The organism is Metasolibacillus sp., from assembly GCF_025291715.1.
GTDB lineage: Bacteria > Bacillota > Bacilli > Bacillales_A > Planococcaceae > Metasolibacillus > Metasolibacillus louembei.
Window position 1 is genome coordinate 48,122 of record NZ_JAMBIZ010000017.1, and the last position, 22,376, is coordinate 70,497.

18 protein-coding genes, 1 pseudogene and 1 riboswitch are annotated in these 22,376 nt (G+C 38.0%); of the genes and pseudogenes, 2 read left to right on the forward strand and 17 right to left on the reverse strand.

Features of this window, described 5'->3' with window-relative positions; genetic code table 11:
* Positions 1-2: 2 nt before the first annotated feature.
* The 14 genes and pseudogenes from cobJ to M3Z76_RS12015 all read right to left on the reverse strand — a co-directional run bounded on the left by cobJ (position 3) and on the right by M3Z76_RS12015 (position 13,323).
* On the reverse strand, positions 3-1,643 hold the full coding sequence (gene cobJ, locus M3Z76_RS11955) for a precorrin-3B C(17)-methyltransferase (RefSeq protein ID WP_293927286.1): 1,641 nt from the start codon (positions 1,641-1,643) through the stop codon (positions 3-5).
* A gap of 132 nt (positions 1,644-1,775) precedes the next feature.
* Positions 1,776-1,953, reverse strand: a riboswitch (cobalamin riboswitch).
* Positions 1,954-2,111: 158 nt separating this feature from the next.
* Complete coding sequence (locus M3Z76_RS11960) at positions 2,112-3,095, reverse strand: zinc-dependent alcohol dehydrogenase family protein (RefSeq protein ID WP_293927289.1); 984 nt, start codon at positions 3,093-3,095, stop codon at positions 2,112-2,114.
* Between the two features lie 212 nt (positions 3,096-3,307).
* Positions 3,308-4,624, reverse strand: coding sequence for an IS1380 family transposase (locus M3Z76_RS11965; protein WP_293927292.1), 1,317 nt, complete (start codon positions 4,622-4,624; stop codon positions 3,308-3,310).
* A gap of 111 nt (positions 4,625-4,735) precedes the next feature.
* A complete protein-coding gene (locus M3Z76_RS11970) occupies positions 4,736-5,221 on the reverse strand; it encodes a GNAT family N-acetyltransferase (RefSeq protein ID WP_293927295.1) in 486 nt (161 codons plus the stop codon).
* 59 nt (positions 5,222-5,280) lie between these two features.
* Entirely contained in the window at positions 5,281-6,642 is a 1,362-nt protein-coding gene (locus tag M3Z76_RS11975) for an NAD(P)-binding domain-containing protein (RefSeq protein WP_293927297.1), read from the reverse strand.
* Positions 6,643-6,739: 97 nt separating this feature from the next.
* Positions 6,740-7,159 (reverse strand): arsenate reductase (thioredoxin), encoded by a 420-nt coding sequence (arsC, locus tag M3Z76_RS11980; RefSeq protein ID WP_293927300.1) that lies wholly within the window; start codon positions 7,157-7,159, stop codon positions 6,740-6,742.
* Positions 7,160-7,174: 15 nt separating this feature from the next.
* Positions 7,175-8,230: an ACR3 family arsenite efflux transporter gene (gene arsB / locus M3Z76_RS11985; RefSeq protein ID WP_293927302.1), complete on the reverse strand. Its 1,056-nt coding sequence runs from the start codon at positions 8,228-8,230 to the stop codon at positions 7,175-7,177.
* Positions 8,223-8,549: an ArsR/SmtB family transcription factor gene (locus M3Z76_RS11990; RefSeq protein WP_293927304.1), complete on the reverse strand. Its 327-nt coding sequence runs from the start codon at positions 8,547-8,549 to the stop codon at positions 8,223-8,225. Before M3Z76_RS11990 ends, arsB begins: the two co-directional genes overlap by 8 nt.
* A 483-nt stretch (positions 8,550-9,032) precedes the next feature.
* Positions 9,033-9,878, reverse strand: a complete 846-nt coding sequence (locus M3Z76_RS11995) for a hypothetical protein (RefSeq protein WP_293927306.1) — start codon at positions 9,876-9,878, stop codon at positions 9,033-9,035.
* Positions 9,879-10,042: 164 nt separating this feature from the next.
* Entirely contained in the window at positions 10,043-10,858 is an 816-nt protein-coding gene (locus tag M3Z76_RS12000; RefSeq protein WP_293927309.1) for a hypothetical protein, read from the reverse strand.
* A complete protein-coding gene (locus M3Z76_RS19780; RefSeq protein ID WP_363319885.1) occupies positions 10,851-11,291 on the reverse strand; it encodes an RNA polymerase sigma factor in 441 nt (146 codons plus the stop codon). The genes M3Z76_RS12000 and M3Z76_RS19780 overlap by 8 nt, the downstream gene beginning before the upstream one ends.
* Before the next feature lie 20 nt (positions 11,292-11,311).
* Positions 11,312-11,959 (reverse strand): annotated as a pseudogene (locus tag M3Z76_RS12005) (ABC transporter permease); the annotation flags it as partial.
* Between the two features lie 383 nt (positions 11,960-12,342).
* Positions 12,343-12,858: a spermidine/spermine N(1)-acetyltransferase gene (gene paiA, locus M3Z76_RS12010; RefSeq protein WP_293927311.1), complete on the reverse strand. Its 516-nt coding sequence runs from the start codon at positions 12,856-12,858 to the stop codon at positions 12,343-12,345.
* A gap of 12 nt (positions 12,859-12,870) precedes the next feature.
* Positions 12,871-13,323: a MarR family winged helix-turn-helix transcriptional regulator gene (locus M3Z76_RS12015; RefSeq protein ID WP_293927314.1), complete on the reverse strand. Its 453-nt coding sequence runs from the start codon at positions 13,321-13,323 to the stop codon at positions 12,871-12,873.
* Between the two features lie 100 nt (positions 13,324-13,423).
* Here M3Z76_RS12015 and M3Z76_RS12020 point away from each other — a divergent pair, with 100 nt between their 5' ends.
* Positions 13,424-14,020, forward strand: coding sequence for a YczE/YyaS/YitT family protein (locus M3Z76_RS12020; protein WP_293927317.1), 597 nt, complete (start codon positions 13,424-13,426; stop codon positions 14,018-14,020).
* A 41-nt stretch (positions 14,021-14,061) separates the two neighbouring features.
* Here M3Z76_RS12020 and M3Z76_RS12025 read toward each other — a convergent pair whose 3' ends face one another.
* The 3 genes from M3Z76_RS12025 to M3Z76_RS12035 form a co-directional block, all read right to left on the reverse strand.
* Positions 14,062-15,045: a zinc-dependent alcohol dehydrogenase family protein gene (locus tag M3Z76_RS12025; RefSeq protein WP_293927320.1), complete on the reverse strand. Its 984-nt coding sequence runs from the start codon at positions 15,043-15,045 to the stop codon at positions 14,062-14,064.
* Positions 15,046-15,193: 148 nt separating this feature from the next.
* Entirely contained in the window at positions 15,194-16,066 is an 873-nt protein-coding gene (locus M3Z76_RS12030) for a GNAT family N-acetyltransferase (protein ID WP_293927323.1), read from the reverse strand.
* A 91-nt stretch (positions 16,067-16,157) separates the two neighbouring features.
* Entirely contained in the window at positions 16,158-20,480 is a 4,323-nt protein-coding gene (locus tag M3Z76_RS12035; RefSeq protein ID WP_293927326.1) for an S-layer homology domain-containing protein, read from the reverse strand.
* A gap of 364 nt (positions 20,481-20,844) precedes the next feature.
* On the opposite strand from M3Z76_RS12035, the gene M3Z76_RS12040 reads away from it, so the two are divergent.
* Positions 20,845-22,215, forward strand: a complete 1,371-nt coding sequence (locus M3Z76_RS12040) for a nucleoside-diphosphate sugar epimerase (RefSeq protein ID WP_293927329.1) — start codon at positions 20,845-20,847, stop codon at positions 22,213-22,215.
* Positions 22,216-22,376 lie beyond the last annotated feature (161 nt).

Below are 22,376 nucleotides of genomic sequence, written 5' to 3' on the forward strand. Positions count from 1 at the left end.
CTCTAATCCCCGCAAGGCGCAGGTTCTATTTCAATTTTGGTTGCCATATCGACATAGTCAAAATTCAAAATTTTCTTCACGCGTTTAAAGTATTTGAATAAACGCTCATTTGGATGGGCATTGGCCTTATATTCCTCTACAATCTGTCTAACAAGCGGTACAAGCTCTTCTGGCGCCAGCCCTTCAACAACAGGCTGTGCCGCATGTGCCGTCCGTCCAACAGGCTTTGCACCGATAAACAAGTCAAACTTGCTTTTACGGTAGACAATCCCAATATCATCAAAAACCGCTTTATAACAAGCCATCCCGCAACCATTAAAGCCGACATGCAATTGCTTTGGTAGCTTCATTCCGCCAAATTCCGCTTGCAGTGCCTCCGCATAGGGGATACTATCTGCCTTCTCGCCATAACAAAAATCACAAGCCTTGACATTGAGGACGTCCCCAACTGGTGCTACGAGGAAATCTACCTCCTCCAAACGCTCGACAATTTGTTGTGGATTGTCTGTTGGAATTTTTAAGACAATCTGATGGTCAGGTGTATACTCCATCGTGCCATCACCTGTCAGATCTGCTAAAGTCCGCATCTGCTCAGGTGTGAAAAACTTATTTGCTACACCAGGACTTACTGCTACTTCAAAAATAGCTTCCATTTTTTGTTCGATAAATGTCGGTGTTGGTTGCACTTCCTTTGTCACAAGTGATAGTGCCAATGTTGCCATTTCGAAGGATGATTTTTTCGGTACAATTTGCTCTGGTACTTGCTTCTTCACTTCTAGCTCTTCGTAACCTGTTGCTGCAATACCTGTCTCTTGATCCAATGCCCATGGCTCCGCTTCCTTTTTCAAGCGTTGATGTGGACGCAGTGGTTGCTTTTCCTCACCAAGTGTATATTTACGCTGATAGCCACGTGGTGTAATCATTTTATTATCATAGAAAAATGTGGACGAATTTCCGACAACAACTGTTGTCAGCATTCCGATATCATGATTTAACATTTCCGCAAGTGTGGTCATGACAATATTTTGCTTCTCACGATAGGCACTTTTTACAAGCCCTACAGGTGTCGCTGGATTGCGATATTGTAATAAAATTCGCTGTGCCTCCACAATTTGACGCGTCCGACGACCACTTTTCGGATTATAAAAGGCAATGACAAAATCAGCCATCGCAGCTGCCTCTATGCGCTTTTCAATAATTGTCCAAGGTGTTAAATGGTCGCTCAAGCTAATCGTACATGCATCATGCATAACAGGCGCTCCAAGCAAGCTCGCACAGGAATTAATCGCAGAAATCCCAGGCACAACCTCAACGGCAATTCCCTCTTTTTCTGTCCAGCCAAGCTCAATCAATACCTCATAGACAAGCCCTGCCATCCCGTAAACTCCTGCATCACCACTCGAAATAACCGAAACAATATGACCTGCTTCTGCCTGTCTTACCGCCTCCTGTGCACGTGACACTTCCTCCGTCATCCCTGTACTGACAATGGATTTCGCCGTCACTAAATGCTCAATTAGCTCCACATAAGTTTTATAACCAATAATAAAATCGCTCTGCTGCAATGCATCAATTGCACGCTTCGTAATATGCTCATAGTCTCCAGGTCCAAAGCCTACAACAAAGATTTTTCCCTTTTTCAATGCCCTAACCTCCTTCTTATACAAACAAAAAAGCCTCTGCTCCTTTCTAGAGCAAAAGCTTTTGGCATATAAATTCACTTAACAGACAGTACAGAAAAACCCTGTCTCGCCAAAACTTCTCCCTCCGAAAAGTTGGTATCTTCATACAAAGCAGGTTTCCTGACTTATGCTTCCTTTTACTCTCACGCCTTCCCGACAAAGGTGGCTTTGTGATTTCATCTGCAATTACAGTAGCGGGGGCTGTCCCAGAATCTAACTGGCTTCCCTTTTACCTCACACGATTGTGAGCACTTTCTATGTTTCAAATATGAAATTAGTTAAATATTAATAATATAGTAAAATAGCTTGTCTACCCTTTTAATCTGAAACTAATTTTTACTATGTATTTTCAAACTATATCATAATCATTTTTGTTTATAAAGCTTTTCTTATAGCAACAAGCATTGAGCGCATTCAAAACTTACCTGCTCAAACTAAAAAAACCTTACCTAGTCGATTTTTCACGCTTTCCACATGCCGTACTGCTTCTTTTACATCGACTAAATTGTACTCGGCAGTTGCTGGCATGAATGTTAATTGTTGTCGTTCAATTAATGTAATGAGCTGTTGAAAGGTATTTTGCCAATGTGTGATGGATATCCTTTTATTCCAATGACGCAAATGGAAAATTGCCGCATTTACTTGAGCTTCCTTTGCAATCTTTGTCCAGTCAACTTGGATGCCTGATAGCAACCCAATCGTTAAAAATTGTCCCTCTGGGCGTAAAGAAAATGCTAGCTCTGTGCCTGCTGTGCCACCGATTGAATCAATTGCAGCACTTGCCCCTAATCCGTTTGTTAAAGTCAGCACCTTTTCACCCACAGCATCCTCTGAACAAATGACGTCAGAAGCCCCTAATGCCAGTAACTGCTTCGTATGTATAGCATTGCGCGTAATCGCGATTAAACGGAAGCCGAGCCCCTTTGATAATTGAGCGAAAACATGTCCGATTGCAGAGCCACAAGCATTAACGACCAACACATCTGACGGCTTTAAGTTTAATATGTCTGTACAAATGACCCATGCGGTTACTGGGTTAATATACATTTGCGCTGCTGTGAAATTGTCAATCGCTTGTGGAACTCGGATGGCGAGATTCGCTGGTGCTTTCACATATTTTTGCCAAGTACCTTCACCTCTTAATGGTAAGACACGTTGACCAATTAAGCTTTTAGAAACGGCAGCACCAACCTCCTCTACGATGCCAACGCCTTCATAGCCAGGAATCGTCGGTAAAGAAATACGATGTGCATAAGAGCCTCTAATCGGGATTAAATCAGAAGGATTAATTGGTCTTGCTAACATGCGTACTAAAATTTCATCCCTTGCCAGTTGCTTAACTGCTGTACAGTGAATCTCCAATACCTCTTGTGGCTTACCAAACTGATGGAATATAGCATATTTATTCATCATGCAACGTTAGTGTAATTTTATATTTTTATAAGAACCTGAATTATTCACAGCTATCGACAATTTAAAAGATGTCACGTGTTTTCATCCAATAAAGGTCATGTTGAGGTGAAAATTGAATAACGGTAGAATCTTTTCAGTCATCGCCTCGAGAGAACTGATTTTTGGGCAGACTCCTCCCTTGGTGCGGGTTCGTTTTTTTTAAAAAGGACCATTTAGTTAAACTTTAATTGTTGCACCCTGGTCAGGACATCCCAAAAGAAGCCGGTGTAGACGAAGCTCGACGATAATTTGAAATGAAGAGAGCGCCCAGACTTCACTAATTTACTTGCTACTTTAATCAGACGTGTACGAATCGTTTGGATTTGAATACCTTTCACTGCGACTGGAAAACTAAGTGTACGTAGCCAATTGGTTAAATTGTAAGCGAGTAGACTCAACATCATGCGTGCTTCGTTTACGAGGAAATCATGGCTTTTCATTTGATCAAAGCCAAATCCATCCTTCGCCTTTTTGATGAAATTTTCCATCGTACCTCGCTTTTTGTACGATGTAACAATCGCTTGTGGCGAGAAACTTTCACTGAGATTTGTCACGAAAAACGCATGTGAAAAGAACAGTTCGCCAGCGGGTCTTATGGAATGAATGATGATGCGACGTGGCATGGACCAAGAGGACGCTTGATAAATAGAATCCTCGACATAGCTTTCTGTCACGGACACATCACGAATTTCATGTGTCGGATGAAGTTCTTCGGCGAGTGCTTTCAGTTTGGGATTCGATTTTAAACGGATGATGTAATAAACCGATTCCTTTTCACACAGTTCGTAAAGCCCAGGCACCGCAAAACCACTGTCACCTCGTACAAGGGTAGAGATTTCAGGGAATGTTTCGTTGTAGTGTTCGATGAAAGGACGCATAAATTCAACAACACCATTCGACGTATAGACACTACCAGGTCGTAACTGAGCTTTTAAAAAATCGCCTGTTAGCCCATCGAATGCGACAAGTGGATGAAATCCGAGCGTCCGGTAATGCGCATTATAAGAGGACTTTTCTTGATTGCCGTAGGTATCCGCATGCGTCGAATCTAAATCGAAAATCAGCGTTTTAGATTGTCGGGCATGATGAACTCGGTCAAGTAGTTCTTGATTTGCCGCTTGAAGTTGGTCAAGTGCCTGCGGGTCAAAGCGTTTGAAAAAACGCGATAAGGATGGTTGTGAGGCAAGTGCTGGTGTACCAAGAACTTGTGTAAAGACGGGATCATATGTGAGTTGATCCGCTGCGTCATCCTCGTGATAGCCAGCGATTAATTGATATATTTTTTGACGAAGTAGCTGTTCATTTGGATGAATACAAAAAGAGCGCTCATCTTTTAAATGAAGATGTTTGGCGATTGTTTGTGAGAAGCCAATTTTTTCGTCAAACTCACGGAATAAAAATTGGCCTGTATCGGAAGATAATTCACCACCATCATTGGATAATTTCAGTCGGTGATTGAAATTAAGCGTCGTTTGCGGTAATCTAATCATGAGAAGAATCCTTTCTTTTGGTTAGTTCTTAGTCGATTTAACCATATCAGAATGGATTTTGTGTTGGTCGGTGAATAATCTAGGATGAAGTATTTTATTGCAACTTTATTTTTAAAGGCTACGTTTTTCCATTATCACAGTATCATGCCATTTTCCATTTAACTGAGCAATTTTTTCTCTTGTTCCCACAACCCTAAAGTCCATCTTTTTATGTAATTCAATGCTTGCAGTATTAACAGCGAAAATGGATGATTGAAGTGTCCAAAATCCTGCTTTTTCACTTTCTTTAATTAATACATGAAATAGCTTGGAAGCAATTCCCTTACCTTTGCTCTCACTCGATATATAAACACTTACTTCCCCAACGCCAGAATAAACTGCACGGGTAGAAACGGGTGAAATGGCAATCCAACCAACCACTCGATTGTTTTCTTCTGCTACAAAGCGCAAAACGGCATGATGCCCTTCATCCCATATTGGCTCACTTGGTACATTCGTTTCAAAGGTTGCCATTCCTGTGTCGATTCCTTCTTTATAAATCGCTAATACCTCTTTTAAGTCTTTCTGTTCCATTTCGCGAATTATCAGTTTATCCATATCTTGTTACCCCTTTCGTATTTTAAAAGGACTGCTAGCTTTCGCTAGCAGTCAATGAATTAACAACATGACTTTGATTTGTCCGCTAGATTAATTCCACATACACCTGTTTCAGGTAACTTCAATTCCACTCGTTTTGAAGCCTCTTTATCGCCAGCTAAGTAGGCTGTGATGGAACGGACTTGTTCATAGCCTGTTGCCATTAAAAATGTAGGTGCGCGTCCATAGCTCTTTGCACCAACTATATAAAAGTCCTTTTCGGGTTGTCGAAGTATTTCTTCACCATGCGCTCGTACTGTCCCACAGCTGTGTTCATTTGGGTCAATAAGCGATGCTAATGCTTGCACGCTTTCTGTTACTGTGTCAATCGAAAGACGTAGCTCACTGTTCATTGTAAAATCAGGACGGCTCCCTGCATTGACAATCAATTCATCGAATCCCGTTAATACGTTTTGTTCATCATTTACAGTCCCAATAATATGAATATTTTCGTCCCTTTTCACCTGGGAAACATAAAAAGGCGTGATGACCTCCACCTTACCAGTGTCTACTAATTCATGAATGCGGATTCCTAATGTACCACGTGCTTCTAAAGCGTCTTTTTCCTCACCACCATAGGCTTCCTCTACAGACTTTTTACGCATAATCCAAACGAGTTGAGTTAAAGGGTTTTCTTCTTGTAATTCGGCAAGCGATAGTAACGTATTTATCGCTGAATGACCGCCCCCGATGACGGCAATCTTCTTATTTGCGTATTTCTCCACATTCATATTAAGATCTGGAATACCATATTCGATCTGGTTTGCTAATGCTTTTTCAGTTTTTAACCATACGCCTGCAGTATTTGCTGGGTTTGGATTTCCCCATGTACCTGTCGCATCAATGACCGCTCTTGCTTCAATGATATGTAGGTCATTCCCCTGTTCAACATATAGGTGAAAGGCTTGATCTACTCGATTTTTCGACTTCATTTTATCATTAAATTGCTTAGAAATGCCAACTACCTTTGCGTTTAATTGAATGCTCGATTTGATTTGTGCTAATTCTGCTAGAGGCTTTAAATAAAAATCAATTAATTCATGCCCTGTTGGTAACGCGTCTAAGTTTGGCTCTTGCCAGTTTGTCTCATTTAATAAAGCTTTTGCGGCTTTATTAATGTTATATCGCCATGGAGAAAACAATGTGACATGCCCCCAACTACGAATATTGTAGGCGACTTCATTTCCTGCTTCTAGTAGAATAAATGCCTGTTTTTGTTCGACTAGATGAGCAGCCGCGGCTAACCCGATTGGTCCAGCGCCGATGATGGCAATCGGTAAATTTTTATTGCTAGCATTTGCAGTCATATGCTCTTTGGTACTCTTGGTTTTAACAGTGGTACAGCAAGAGCCAGTTGGTTGAATTACCTTAAGTGTTTTCATAAGTAAATTCTCTTCTTTCTTTGAATTATAATATAAGCATTTACTTATATATAAGTTATTTTTTACGCCTAGCATAAAGCTAGGCGCAATTTATTCCTTAGTTTGTTTCCTCTGTCACAAATCGCTCTATGCGCTTACCAATGGTATCACGTACGGTTTGGAAAACAGCCCACTGCTCCTCTTCTGTACCAGACGCTTTTGCTGGATCTTCAAAGCCCCAATGCTCCCGGCGGACATGCGGAGGTGTTATAGGACATTTATCTGCTGCATCCCCACATAGCGTTACAACTAACGTTGCGTTGTTTAACGTTTCAACGTCAATTAAATCTGATGTATGATTCGATATATCAATATTTAGCTCTGCCATCGCTTTAATGGCTTTTGGATTCACCCCATGTGCCTCAATACCCGCACTTTTCACTACCCAATCAGCAGGTAGTAACCTTCTTGCCCATCCTTCAGCCATTTGACTACGGCAAGAGTTCCCTGTACATAAGAAATAGAGTGTTTTTGTCATCTTAGTTACTCCTTATCAATTACTAGTTTTAAAGTATTTTTTCTGCCATCGTAACGCAACCCATACAAGTCCGATGAGCACAGGTACTTCGACAAGTGGGCCAATAACAGCGGCAAATGCCACACCACTGTGCAATCCAAACACACCTACGGCTACGGCAATCGCTAGTTCAAAGTTGTTACTTGCAGCTGTAAATGAAAGCGCTGCTGTAACGGGATACGATGCACCTGCTTTACGAGAAGAAAAGAATGAAACAGCAAACATGACCACAAAATAAATAAACAATGGAATCGTTATACGTACTACATCAAGTGGCAGTTCAACTAATTGTTCACCTTTCAGGGCAAACATCATGACAATCGTAAACAGAAGCGCGATTAAAGTTAGTGGTGAAATCTTAGGTAAGAACTTTTCTTCATACCACGCTTTCCCTTTTGTTTTAATCCCTATCCAACGTGTGAGGAAGCCTGCAGCAAATGGTATACCTAAGTAAATAAGTACACTTTTTGTAATCTCCCACATGGAAATCGATACATGGAAATTCTCTAAACCAAACCACCCAGGTAACACATTTAAGAAAAAGTAAGCAAAGATTGAATATGTCACGATTTGGAAAATGGAGTTAAAGGCAACTAAACCAGCCACATATTCACGATCCCCACGTGCTAAATCATTCCATACAATGACCATGGCGATACATCGGGCTAAACCAATCATGATGAGTCCAGCCATGTACTCTGGATAATCGTGCAAGAAGATGATTGCTAAAAAGAACATTAGGAATGGACCAAGTAACCAGTTCTGAAAAAGCGATAATAAAAGCACTTTCCAGTCCTTAAACACGCGCCACATTTCTTCATATTTTACTTTCGCTAATGGTGGGTACATCATGACAATTAACCCTATGGCAATTGGTATGAATGTTGTACCAATCGACATGGACTCTAATGCTTTTCCGATATCAGGCATTGTCACACTTAATAAAACACCAATCCCCATTGCGACAAATATCCAAAGCGTGAGATAACGATCTAGAAAAGAAAGTTGTTTTGTTAATGATTCATTACTCATTACTATTTCCCCCTACATGGCAACAATCTGTTTCGCAATTGCATCCCGTTAAAGGCTGAATTTGCTCTAAAATGCCTTTCATTAAGGGGGTTTGCTCCTCCACTAAACGATAATGCTTCCACGTGCCAACCTTTCGTTCCGTAATAATGCCGGCCTCCTTTAATTTTCGTAAATGCTGACTTACCGCTGGCTGGGAAATTCCTAAAACCTCGACAAAATCACATACGCATACCTCCCCATTTTTCATACATGCAAGCAATTTAATCCGATTCAAATCAGCTGCTGCTTTTAATTGTTTTTCAATTAGTGTGTTTTCCATCCTATCTGCACTCCTTATATAAGTATTTACTTATATATGATTTAAAATAAAATCACCTTTTGATTTAGATGATTACATTTGTATATAACTATACACTTATATTATGTGAACTTGAAAATAAATGCAATGACTATTTCCTCATTTTTGAAAATTTATTTTTTTGCTACTTCAAAATCTTTCTATAAAGCCTCCCTTATGGTATCGTATCTCTTTGTAATGTATGAGTATAGTTTTATGAATCTTATCGGCTGTGTAAATCCATTTTGAACAGCAGTGTTAGATAAGAATCACATTGTTTAATTTGAAATATCCATAAAGGGAGGTTCTTGTCTATAAATGCGCTTATAAGTACGTACAAAAACGCTCGTATAACCATGTACATTTTTGCTCACCAATGTATATTACAACTTTACTTGGAGTGGCGAGCATGATAGCCTTTTTCGGCTAGCCAGCCCTTGTAGTAGCTGGGTTTTGGCTGCCGATTCATGCGAGTAGAGGTCTCCAAGTCAAGTTGTAATTATTCATACACATGAATAGAGAAGTACATTTTGAGCGAAAGTGTACATGCTTAGACAAGCAAAAATGTACATCTCGATGCGGACATTTATAAAGAATATTTGCTGTCCATAAATCACCATGAAGTTTGATAAATGGAAACTCAGCTTCAAATAATTGAGTATCTATATTGTTAACTATGTGCTTAAAACGTTCTACATGAATTGCATTAGAGCTGGTTTTTAAAAGATCGTTCAATGTATAATAAGCTGGTTGTGATTCACGGTTAATAGTTGAAAAATAATTAGTATAATCATCATAAATGCTTTTCAATATGAATGGATTATCTTGATGACTTTGCCTTTGAAAATTAATATATTTTTCTATCAATTGATATTTATTATCATCTTGATATACCAGTTCTGGAAGCTTGAAAAATCTTGAAAAATACGTATAGTTCTCAATCTTATTCAAATAGTTTTCTTTGTTATTACAAATAATCAATGTTTCAGTTTTAGAAAATATTTTAATGTCTCCATTGCTGCAAAACCAGATAATATTTCCTTGAAACAATTTATGTTTCTCTTTTTTAATTTTTAAGGGTTTTTGCCAGCTTTTCAACTTCCCTTTTGTTAACGGGAGTGACCACTTTTGATCGAAGTCATGAATGTCAAATGAGCTATCGAGAATAGGAGAATTACTCTCCTTCTTATTAAACAAAACTCTCAATTCTTTATCAAACTCATAGGTACCGCAAGCTAGATAACGTTCTAATTGACGTACTTTTTTTATTTTAGCCTTTTTTTCTTGTACATATTGATTTAGTTTGTCCATTGTTTACTCTCTTTCTAAAATTATCTCTTTATTTTCAAATACACCTATTACATCAGATGTTCTTCATTTTTTATATTTTAGCAAGCTACTTACTTTGTCCTCCATATCTTCGGTTTCTTTTTGCAATGGGTCCGATCGGTGAATAAAGGTTAGGATTATAATTCTCATTTGAACACATCAAAGACTTTACTTTCATCATTTTCATACGAGCAGTTAACAATTTGTAGGTCTTTCATTTCCCATTTTGCAGAGCGAAGATATATAAATGACTTATCAAGTTCTACAATATTGTGACTCGTACCATATTGTAAATCGTCGTATTGCTCATGATAACCTGGTTGTTCAATAGTTTTAGGACTAAGTAAATTGGATGGCTGTTGTGTAGTTTTTTTGATTATTCTAGTACTAATATCATATTGATGAGTAAATATATATTGATTAGACGACATAGACATATCATCATTTCCAATAAAGATTGTTGTCCCATCTTGCGATACAGATGCCAACATCATTGAAATGCCATATGACTTAATTTGCTCATATGAAATCCGATTCGTAACAATTGAATCTTGCATATTATATACGACTACTCCAAATGTGCCCTGCATAACTGCTATCTGGCTATCGGCATATAAAAGTCGGGGCATCTCGGCACCAATATTCATTTGTTCAATGTCAGACAGGTCCACGGCTAATTCTTCACCTTCAGGCAAGGTAATAGTTTCATTATCAGAACCCTGTGCAACATACTCGTTTTCTGGAACTACAATTGGACTTTTTAGAAAAGATAGGCTTAGTATGAGAAAAATAATTGCTGCAAAAGCCAAAACTGTCCAATATAACGGATTAGCGCTTCTTGATTTATAAAACTTTTGTTGAATTTTTAGGTGAATTTTCTTACTTTCTTCAGTCGAAAATTCAACATTTTCATCTAAATAACTTTTCACTTTTCCTGATATCTTCTTATCAAAGTTATCCAAGTTGACTACTCCTTTCAAATTTTCTTTTAAGGGCTTCTTTTCCATGTAACAGTCTTGATTTTACGGCATTTATACTAATATTTAAGACATTGCTTATTTCTTTCATGTTCATTTCCTGATAGTAATAAAGAATGAGAACTTCTTTGTATTTTCCTGAAAGACTAGCGATGTGTTTTACTATTTCTTTGGAATGTTGTTGTTGAATATATTCATTTTCGGATGAATGACTTGTACTCAATGAATAAATTTCTGGTTTATAAATTAGATTCTTAATGCTCCATCTCTTACGATGATCCTTACATTTGTTAATCGTAATTCTAATTAACCAAGTCTTATAACTAGCTTCATGGCGAAAATTGCCCAAGTTTTGATAACAAGTTATGAAAACTTCCTGAATGATATCTTCACATTCAACTCGATTATTTACATACAAATAGGCGATCCGTTTTAACTCTGATCCTCCTTGGCATTGTAGGCACGTACTACATGAATGCCCATCAGTCCCTCTCGTGTCACACGATTCAAGTTATCTGTTAATCTTTGCACAATTTTAAATTTCGGTAAGACGAAAATAATTAATGTGCTAATCATAATGAGTAGTGCCAGCACTGCGATACCTGTTGCAAACGACCAATGCCAATTTTTATCGGAAATTTTCCAGATAGCCCAAACGGCTAAAATTGGCGCTTTAATCATTACTTGTAACCCCATTGCAACAGTTTGTTGAATTTGTGCAATGTCATTTGTGGAGCGCGTAATCAAGCTGGCTGTGGAAAAACGATTAATTTCCTGTAATGAAAAGGATAATGTTTTTTCAAATAATGTTTTGCGCAATGTTTTAGCATGTGATGTCGCAACCATTGCAGCAAAATAACCAACAATTACTGCTAATAATGCACTCCCCAGTGCGCACAGCAGCATTTTCCCACCTGCGAGCCAAATATCCCTCGTTCCACTGCTTTGTGTTTGTACCAGTGTTGTAATTTCGGACATATAGTCAGGCAGCTTTAAATCGAGCCAAACTTGTCCAATAATAAAGATGATACTTGTTAGAATAAGCAGCCATTCCTTGCGGCTTAAGTAGGCAAATATTTTCAGAATATTTGCATTCCTCCTTGTCTTGTTAGCGCGCAAACTATAATGAGTAAAAGCTTCGGTGTGATAGATCTCATCCCTATGAATAATCGTTACTGACACAAGACGCCCACCTCAAAATATTTGAGATGGGCGATGAACTGTCCAATTTGATGTTTCATTTTATTCAATTATAGTTTTACATTTTATAGATGTTACTATCTTATGCGAGAATTTGTTTTTTTGCAAAAAAGAAGTCCCTTGAAGCATGATTTTATTGTTTCATATTTAACTAGAAAATCCCTTCTTAACCCGACCTCTTCCGCCAATTTAAATTTCAAGAAGCAAATAAAAAGTAATCACCTAGTAATTTAAGATGATTACTTTTTCCATGAACAATTTAAATAGGTTTATATGGATTTCTTCATAATCCAATCTGTTTGCTTATCGTCGCCCAGGTAAAAGGCGTGTGCACCTGTTTTAATGAAGCCTGCCTTTTGATAAAATCCAATAGCTGCTTCGTTTTTCTCCCAAACACCGAGCCAAATGCTTTGTTTATTTTGTGCTGTTGCGCGCTCTATAGCTTTGTTCATTAAATGTTTGCCTAAGCCTTGTCCTTGATAGCGATTGCGAATATAAATTCGCTCAACTTCAAGCGTTGTATCGCCCATATTCTCACTTTGTGCCTCGCTGATATTGACCTTTAAATAGCCTGCTACTTCTCCCCCGACATAAATCAAGTAAAATTCCGAGAGCTCGTTTGCTAGCTCTTTTAGAAGCTGCTCTTCATTAAATGCTTTGGCTAAATAGGTCTCCATATTTTCAGTGCTGTTTTGATCTTTGAACGTTTCTTCAAATGTTTCAATGCTTACTTCCTGTAACTTTTTCACATCGGCTTGCTGACATTTTTTAATTGTAATTGTCATCTATATGCTCCTTTAGTAGTTTCTTTTATGACCTTTTTTGACGAGCTCCCAGTCTATCTCTACATTTTCCCGAACTCTTTTTAGCAGCTGGAAAATTTGCTCTGCTTCCTCAGTTGAGAAGCCTGTTAACGCGATGTTGTTTGAGTGATCATTTTCTCTTTTAATGATCGGAAATATCGTTTTTCCTTTAGTTGTTGGAAACAGCTTTTTAATTTTTTTATTGTGCTCATCATTTCTTTTTTCAATAAAGCCATTCGTTTCTAGTTTTTGAATCGCACGAGCTGCGGTCGTTCGGTCTACTTTAATCATTTCAGCTAGCTTTTCTTGAATAATACCTGGATTTTCACATATTCGTACAAGGTACAAATATTGACCTTTGGTTAAATCATATTCCTTGAATTCAATATTACTAATGGAATCTAGTGCTCTAGCAATCATGCCAATTTCACGAAGAATTTCTGTCATTGCCAACCTCCTTTATGTTGCAAATGCAATAAAAAAATTATATAGTTAATATAATTTAATTTTGTTGTATTTGCAACATAAAAATGAGGGTGCAAACATTATGAAGTATATTTTTTATCTGATAGGTATTATGATGTTAACACTTGGTATTTCTTTAACGATTCAATCCAATTTAGGGACATCCCCCTTTGACGCATTGCTAGTAGGATTATCTATACATGTAGGATTGACGGTTGGCAGCTGGGAAATTGTTATTGCGATACTACTGATAGGCTGTAACGCGATTTTAGCGAGGCAGAGACCGGAATGGTTAGGCTTAGTAACAGCATTCATTACAGGAGTTGGTATTGATTTGTGGCTTTTTTTATGGCGTGATACGTTAATGCCAACAGTATGGTATTCCCAAGCAATTTGCTTTATCGTTGGCTTGGTTATAATAGGGTTAGGAACAGCTATTTATTTGTATGTTAATTTTGCCCCGATTCCTATTGATCGGCTTACATTGCTTCTTCAAAAATTAATGAAAACAAATTTGCTAATAGCCAGAACGTTAATTTATTTTGTATTTCTAGTGCTAGCGATGCTATTTCATGGCCCTATTGGCATTGGAACAGTGTTAACCGTTTGCCTAGGTGGCTTTCTTCTTCATTTCTGTATGCCCTACACAGAAAAAGCTTTGAGCCGCTTTGTTACATAACGATAGAAGGACTGCCTATAAACATTCGGCAGCCCTTTTTCTCAAACTAAAAAAATTTTACCCATTTTCCTTTTAGCGGCTTCCACATGCTGTACAGCCTCTTTGACATTAGCTAAATCATATGTGGCAACGGCGGGCATAAAGCTTAATTGCCCCTGTTCAATTAATGTCATTAATTGATTGAACGTGTTTTGCCAGTGAACGATAGAGATTTTTTTATTCCAATGACGCAAATGGAAGATTGCAGCGTTTGCTTGTGCTTCCTTTGCAATTTTTGTCCAATCGACTTGTATACCTGATAGCAGACCAATTGTTAAAAATTGACCTTGTGGACGTAAGGAAAAGGCTAGCTCTGTTCCTGCTGCCCCACCAATTGAATCAATAGCGGCACTTGCCCCTAGTCCGTTCATTAATGTCATTATTTTTTCTCGAACAGCATGCTCCGAGCAAATGACATGAGCAGCGCCTAGTGCTAATAGCTGCTCCGTATGTATAGCTGCTCGTGTAATGGCAATTAAGCGAAAGCCAAGCACCTTCGATAATTGCGCGAAAACATGTCCAATCGCAGAGCCACATGCATTGACAACGAGTGTATCTGTTGGCTTTAGCTTTAGCACCTCCGTACAAATGACCCATGCAGTAATTGGATTAATATACATTTGCGCAGCTGTAAAGTTATCGATTGTTTGGGGAATTGGGATGGCGAGTGCAGCAGGCGCCTTTACATAGTCCTGCCAAGTGCCCTCACCTCTTAGTGGTAGTACGCGCTGCCCAATTAAATTTTTATTCACATTTGTCCCAACATCTTCTACAATCCCAACACCTTCATAGCCTGGGATTGTTGGCAAGGGAATACGATGAGCATAGGCTCCCTTAATCGGAATTAAATCAGAAGGGTTGATGGGCCTTGCTAGCATGCGTACAAGCACCTCGTCACTTGCGGGTGGTTCAACAGTTGTTTCTGTTACAGTTAACACACTTGCTGGTTCACCAAACTCATGAAATGCGATATATTTTGCTTTCATTCTTGCCATCTCCTTCTTTTTGGTGAATTTTAATGAAAGCCCTATGGACAAGTATATAATTTTTTTACAATGTATACTACGGTATTCTATGGCATTATAAAAACCGCTCCGTCCCTTGAAGCGGTTTCCTTTTATTCATGAGCTGGCATTATGGTCTTAATATTTTATACGAACTATGAATTTCTATTGTCTGATAAATATAACGTCTAAAAAAACGTTTAAAAAATTTTAATACCTTGTTATCTTGATTCCTCACATCAAAATGAGTATAAGGTATGTGAAGTTGGAGTTGATTTTTTATTACCTCCCCCAATAATGGACGTAAAATATAATGACTTCTACAATCCTCTTTAATAAAGAGAGATGTAACAACTAAATATTCATTATTGATATTTTTACTTAAGATCCACCCAACGATTTCTCCTTTAAAGTAAACCCAAAAGCTTGTTTGTGGGCTCGTTTCACCAAATTGAAAGTCCTCTAAGGGTGATAAATGCTTAGGATACCAATTGGCATTACGTAAGGGTTCTAGCTCTGTTTCATGAATTTGATTCAAGCTTTTAATAGAGAAACCTTCAGGAAAAGTGCTCGTTTCAATCCATTTTTCTTGACTCATATCCTTCACACTAATAATAAAATGCGTCTTATCTAAAGCTGGTGGCATCCACGACTGCTTTCTTAATGTAAATTTCATATTTGGGCTCGTTTCAGGAAAAATATTGGTGTATAAAATTTTAGCTCCTTTTGCCTTCAGTTCCTTTTCGGCAAACTTCAATAGCTTTTCTTCCATGTTTGTATTTTGCGAGTTCTCTCTAACATTGACCGAATAAATGATACCCATCCTATTTAGCTCTTTATATTCCGCTAAGACAAGCCCAAGTATTTCCTCATTTTTATCCGCTGAAATGCCTATAACAAAGGAGTCGTTGTCTAAATTATTTAATAAAAAATCACCCTTCACATTTTTAAAATGTGCGAATACTTCATTTACTTTTGTTTGCTTTAATTTTTGAATTTGCATGATTTTTACCTTCTATATAAAAATATTTTAGCTACAAAGATGAAAAGGACCACTTAACATAGTGATCCTTTTCGGTTATTAATAGGCTGTATTAAGGGGGAGTAGCTACCCCTGGAAGGCTTTTTATATAAGATGCAGGTTTTTCTGCGGTTGCTTTTATACGGATATGAATATATTGTGGTGCGCTAGCTTGAATTTCCTGAGAGGAAACTCCCGTTATAGGTGTAGCAGTTGCCCATTCTGGTGCATTATCTGCTGCGCTATTATTGTTATCAACAAAATATTCATAGCTCTGATTAGAATCAAAATTATATAATTTTGTGAATCCTGCATTAGACGGTAACGATGTATAAATATCAGGCGCAGCAGCAGGCTTAATATCAATTAATTCAATTTGCCCTATGTCTTGTATAGCATTTGTTGGCTGCCCTGGTGGTGCAGCTACACGAATATGCACATATTGCCCTGCATTGATCTGAATATTGTCAATTTCAGTGATTCCTATTAGGGGAGCTGTTACTGCCCCTGCCCAATTTGTACTAGCAGATGTTGTGGCACTGTCATCAACTATATATTCATAAGTAACACTACTTGTTAAGCCTGTCAGCTTTATTGTTCCTGCATTCGTTCCTTGTGCTTTTATTGCAGTAGGTGCTGGTAAAGTAGATAATGGAATATTCGTTATATCTATTGTTTTTGAAATAGAATAAGAATTTTCATCTACAAATTCTTTTTGAGGCTTCGCTTTATTAGAGGCAGCGTCTCTTAAAGAAATATTGTTACCATTATCACTTATTGTAATAGTTGTATTTGGTTCGATTTTTGATACGGTTGTTGCACCTAATGTGACCGTAACCGTATTTCCTAAAAGTTCAAAGCTATCATCATGAGCAAAAGCAAATGTAGGATTTGTTTGATTGCTTAATGTGAAATCATCCACTAATTCAGCTAAATTACTAGAATTAACATTTACTTCTTCTGAGAAAGTAACGGTTAGCTTGTCTCCTGCATTTACACTGTTAGAACCATCATTGTCAACGAAAGCTGAACTAATAATCACTGGTGCAGCTTGATCCACTGCTGTCACATTAATCCCAGTTATATGCACCCCATTCATATCTACTATAGATACGCTTGGATTTTGAATAACTGTTGGTGTAAAGTGCGTGCCAGTCACTGGTGCAACTCGAATTGTTATATATTGATTTTCACCTTGAGTATGCCTAGAATCAGGTGTTACACCATCACTAAGTCGCGGTGTTCTTCCATTTTTATCTGTTACTTTTATAGACTCTACAGTATAGCCAGGGACAGTAAATGAATTAATATTGACTGTCGCTGGATCAATATTTGCTGAAAACTTCAGGCGAATCGTTTCCATTTGCCCATCTTGAGAGCTTACGCCATCTTTCCCGTCTATTGTAACTGTTTCTAATAATGGATTATTCGCTACTGTGTTCGCAATAACTTGTCCCATCTTTCTTGCAAGTTTATCTGTTGTTGTTCTTTCTACTACAACTACGAACTTGCCAGCAGCAGCTGTAATTTTCCCATCTGGTGGAAGTGCATCCCAAGAAGATACATCTGTATTAAATGATGGCTTACCTGTCATAACTGCAACCACATCATCAAAAACTTTATAAGCAAACTCATTTCCTGCATCTGCTGATTCAGTGACTGTGATAGTTACTTTGTCATTGCTTAATGGGTCATCCAGTGAAGTAACAGTTAAAGTTCCTAGCGCCTCAACGCTCACGCGCGTTCTTAAACTCTCCGCATATTGTGTCCCATTATCTGCTACTTTTACAATCGCTACATCAATTTCAGTCGTTCCGTTGGCAAAACCAGAGAAAATTGAAATTGTTTTTTCATCAATTCCATCAGGTAGTAAACTCCAAGTTAATTGATTGCCTAACACATCATATGCAGTAATTATATAATCACTTATTGGTGAGGGAAGTTTTACTTTCACTGTATCTGCTCCAAAGGCATTGTCAGTAACCATAATATCATTAAGCGTTGGCGCATTCGGGAAAGTCGTTGGGACGCCTTTTTCTACCCTTGCACTTTCTGTTTTTCCGCTCTCTGTAACTGTTACATACACTTTATCAAGACCTAAAGGAAAACCTCCCAGAATGTTTACCATATTAAATTGAGAGACAGTCGTAACTGTCAAACTTCCAATAATATTGCCATTTGTGCTTGCATCATATACATTAATGATTGAGCCTATCGGCAATGTAGATACAGCAACAACATCATTGCCTGGTGTTTCATAATTAATCAATTGGATAGACGAGGGTGCTTGTGATTGTCCTGTACTTGGAACAGACACGGGTGTTGATAAACTTGCTGGTGTGCTTCCATTTGCTGCAAAACGAACTTCATAGATTCCTGCACTTAAACCCGTAATTTCTGTTGCTAATAAAGGTACATCTGTCCAGTTTATATTAGTGGATAATTTATATTGGTAAACCTTAGTAATATCTAATCCTGTGATTTTTCCATCATCACCTATTACTGTAGGAGCTAGTCCTTGCAATCCTGTCGGTGCTGGCGGTGCTAACATAAAGGAATCTGTAACAGTAGTTACCATCACCACATTCGAAATAGCTGAGCGATTGTTACTTGTATCTACGGCATAAACTGTATAGTAGTATATTGTTCCTGCAACAACAGACGTATCCGTAAATGTTGTTACTCCTTTTCCAATATTACTGCTTACTTTTGTTGCGCCAGTAGTTCCATTTGGATTGGTTGAGCGAAATACTTCATAATGTGAAAGGTCAGATGCTGTGTTGGCTGTCCAAGAAATAGTGTTTTGTAAACCACCTACTGCTAGAGGGATTATATCCTGACTTGATCCGCTAACCCCTGTAACTGCCATTGGTGCTGTTGTGTCTGTTATTCCACTCCCACCACCCCCTGAGGGCACTGCTGGTGTAGGCTCTGAATCCTTTCTTCCATTAATTAGTTCGATTCTTTCTTTTATAGCATCATAGTTTTGAATGACATCAGTAGGCTTTAATCCTGAAGGGAGGATTAGATTACCGATTCTCATTTCTGCTCCTATCGTTACTTTTGACTCTTTATTCATGATTTCAAGAGTGCTCACGTTTGAGTTAATTGTCACATCAGTAGCACCTGGAGCAATAACAACCCTAGACAAGCTGCTAGCAGTTAACATAACATTGCTATTAACAATGATTTCTCCTACTGTTGTAGATGTTCCAAGGAAAATAACATCTGCATTTTTATCGATTCCCACATCACCCAACTGGAATTCACTGAAAACAACTTTGCCTCTCGCATTATTGATAGCTACAGGGACAGGCTTCGTTGAAGCAAGCTTTGCTATTTGTAAGGAATCATCAATCGTTGTTTTCCCTTCTACTTTCAGAAATTCAGAAAAGAAAGAATTTTCAACACCTTGGCCCACATGGAAATCCGCTTTAATTGTGATGTTTTTGATGGTGATATAGTCACCATTTACTGTGACATTCGCATCAATGCTTGCATCGTTTCCATCAAATACAATGTGATTTGCATAGGGATTAGCTGTATCTGTACTTGATGTACCCTTTGCAATAAGTTCAACAGATTGTATTTTTTCAATTTTATTCCCTTTTGATGTTAATGCTAATCTAGCTCCTTCTAAAGCCGCTAGATTATTAGGGTTTATCCATTTCTTTTGTTCGTCTGAAAGCGTGTATGTTCTTTCAGATGTAACGAGAGTTTCATTTGTAATCGCAGCTATTGTTTCATTTACTTGCACAGGTGTGAGTTGGCTTTCACTACGATAAACGAACGCGGCTATTTGCCCACGAGTCACACTTTTATTAGGCGAAAATGTTGTTGGCGTCGTACCAGTTGTGATGTCATTTTCAATCAATGCACCAACATAATTTTTAAACCAATCACCTTGCTTCACATCTGTAAATACGAGCTGCTGTGAATCCTTTATGTCGAAACTATAGGCTAAAGAGAGAATTTTCGCTGCCTGTGCACGAGTGACAGGATGATTTGGTTTGTATTCTCCTTCAAACCCTGTAATAATTCCCTTATTGGCTAAAGCCGCGATATATTTATAGGCACTGTGTCCCTTCGATACATCTTTAAATTCTGGATCTGTGATGTTTGTTGTATCCAAATTTAATGCAAGTGCAATGATTTTCGCTACCTGTGCTCGCGTTAGCGTTTCATTTGGACGGAATGTGCCATCCTCATAGCCACTAATAATATGACGTGCATGCAAACTATTCACAGCCTCGTAAAAGTAAGCATCTGACTGCACGTCCTTGAATGTCGTTTCGGCTGCATTAGCATTTGGTGCGCCTGTCGCTAAAGTACTGACTACAACTGATGCCGTAATTGTAGATGTCATAATTTTATTAAAATTTTTCTTCTTTTTCATAGTCTCACATTCTTTCTCTTATTATTGAGGGGACTGTTATACAGATACATAGCGTCTACACTTTAGGTTGGAATATCTCCCTTTCTTTATATTTAGTTCCACCCTTTTTGGATAGTAATAGGTAAAAATTACTATTTAAACTTTCTATGACGTTCATACTATAAGTGGTATAAGTAGTTTATACTAAAAAATAAAATTTTTATATAAATTTTTGCTATTTATAATGTTAAGAAAATTTAACTTCCATTGGAGAAAAACCAATTATGTTGGCACCATTTCTTAACTATGCCTTAAAAGCATTGATACGCGGCACTTTCCTACACATTTCTTCCATGAAAGTATATAATAGCTTAGGGGGTTCATTATGCTAAAAATTAAACAAATTGATTTTATAAAAACGGTTTATGATGACTCGATGTCACATAATATTTTTTCCATTGCTAATATCACCTTTTCTAATTATGAGCCAATTTATGGTGCATTGCTTTATTGGTGCCGCAATACAACAAAAAGTGAATATACACCTGAAGGGGATTATAAATTCTTTTACGATATGGCAAATGTTACGTATTTTGCTTCTGTGAAGTTTCCAAAGCATGTGCGTTTAACGCGCGACCAAAAGCAGGAGCTTGCCTATATATTGCTAGAGGAACGCGGTTCGATCGGGTCATATAGCTTCCCGACGCACAGTAATCGTCGAAAATATGATATTCAAAAGGAATTTGAAGCGCTCACTTTTCCAGAAAATTTTAATCCAGAAATGATTGAGCCAACATTAAAGCAAATATCGATGAAACAGGTATTGGAAATTCAGCAGCAGCATCCTGATTTCAGCAAACGCTTTATTAGACAGTATATTCAGTGGCGTTCACGTGCATCGCAAATGCATCCAAATGATTTGCAGCCATATTTATCAGTGATTAGCTTTGCACATATATGCTTAACAAATCCATATTTAACGGAGCAATATTTAATTGAGCATTTAGACCAACTGTCACCATCATTGCAATATAACTATCCTGTATTAAATCGTTTAACAGGCTCCTTTAAGCGCTATTTCATTGATTTTTTACAGACACGTCAAGTACCATTAAACGAGGACTTTGCTAATTATGTGGAGCAGTTTATTAACGATGATAACTTTTATGCAAGCCAGGAAGTTCATTATATGGAGCTAGACGAGCTTGAAGAGGAAATGGATTTACAATTTTTTGAATATGATGTTGGTCCAAATAAGTGGAGCGGTAGCGAGCATTTAGTGAAAGGTATCCCATCTTTGGCATGCCAAAAATATGATTCACATGGCTTTAAACGAAAAACAAATAAAGAAATGGACGAGATAATCGCTTCATTTAGCGAGGTACAATTAGATTTGCTTTGTGCTGTTCTGGAGCCGCATTGGCTACATCGTTATCGCAATCAATTAAATTGGACAAAAATTTGCCGATATAATCGCTATTTAGCGGAGGATTTTATTGTCGCCCATATTAAATTTATTGATTTTGAAGCGCTTGGTGAGCATACAAGCTGCCAGCTATCTGAGGAGTTTATGTTGAAGTATATGAAGCGCTTTAACCACAAACACCCTGTGCCGCTCGTATTGCGTCATTTAACAGTACCTCTTTATGAGGCATATAAAGATATGATTAAAGTGGATTTGCAGCTTTTGCAGGAATATCGCACTTTGATTGCAGAGGAAGACCTTCAGCAATTGCAAAAGCTGTTATCGGAATAAACCATTGACTTTTAACAGCATGACAAATAGAAGGTTACACATGATCATCGCTTTTTGCAGAATTAGTTGAAGGACTAATTCTGCTTTTATGTGCGCCCAGCATGCGCATGAACTATAGGGTGCAAGTCCCGAACCCCGAAGACAGAAGTAGAGGTTAGCCA

Excerpts from the sequence above, each read along its gene's own strand:
- M3Z76_RS12025 (WP_293927320.1), bottom strand. The coding sequence starts at position 15,045 with ATGAAAGCAAAATATATCGCATTTCATGAGTTTGGTGAACCAGCAAGT.
- M3Z76_RS11960 (WP_293927289.1), bottom strand. The coding sequence starts at position 3,095 with ATGATGAATAAATATGCTATATTCCATCAGTTTGGTAAGCCACAAGAG.
- M3Z76_RS11970 (WP_293927295.1), bottom strand. The coding sequence starts at position 5,221 with ATGGATAAACTGATAATTCGCGAAATGGAACAGAAAGACTTAAAAGAG.
- paiA (WP_293927311.1), bottom strand. The coding sequence starts at position 12,858 with ATGACAATTACAATTAAAAAATGTCAGCAAGCCGATGTGAAAAAGTTA.
- M3Z76_RS12040 (WP_293927329.1), top strand. The coding sequence starts at position 20,845 with ATGCTAAAAATTAAACAAATTGATTTTATAAAAACGGTTTATGATGAC.
- M3Z76_RS12020 (WP_293927317.1), top strand. The coding sequence starts at position 13,424 with ATGAAGTATATTTTTTATCTGATAGGTATTATGATGTTAACACTTGGT.
- M3Z76_RS11990 (WP_293927304.1), bottom strand. The coding sequence starts at position 8,549 with ATGGAAAACACACTAATTGAAAAACAATTAAAAGCAGCAGCTGATTTG.
- M3Z76_RS11995 (WP_293927306.1), bottom strand. The coding sequence starts at position 9,878 with ATGGACAAACTAAATCAATATGTACAAGAAAAAAAGGCTAAAATAAAA.
- M3Z76_RS12030 (WP_293927323.1), bottom strand. The coding sequence starts at position 16,066 with ATGCAAATTCAAAAATTAAAGCAAACAAAAGTAAATGAAGTATTCGCA.
- M3Z76_RS11975 (WP_293927297.1), bottom strand. The coding sequence starts at position 6,642 with ATGAAAACACTTAAGGTAATTCAACCAACTGGCTCTTGCTGTACCACT.
- M3Z76_RS12035 (WP_293927326.1), bottom strand. The coding sequence starts at position 20,480 with ATGAAAAAGAAGAAAAATTTTAATAAAATTATGACATCTACAATTACG.
- arsB (WP_293927302.1), bottom strand. The coding sequence starts at position 8,230 with ATGAGTAATGAATCATTAACAAAACAACTTTCTTTTCTAGATCGTTAT.
- M3Z76_RS11965 (WP_293927292.1), bottom strand. The coding sequence starts at position 4,624 with ATGATTAGATTACCGCAAACGACGCTTAATTTCAATCACCGACTGAAA.
- M3Z76_RS12015 (WP_293927314.1), bottom strand. The coding sequence starts at position 13,323 with ATGACAGAAATTCTTCGTGAAATTGGCATGATTGCTAGAGCACTAGAT.
- arsC (WP_293927300.1), bottom strand. The coding sequence starts at position 7,159 with ATGACAAAAACACTCTATTTCTTATGTACAGGGAACTCTTGCCGTAGT.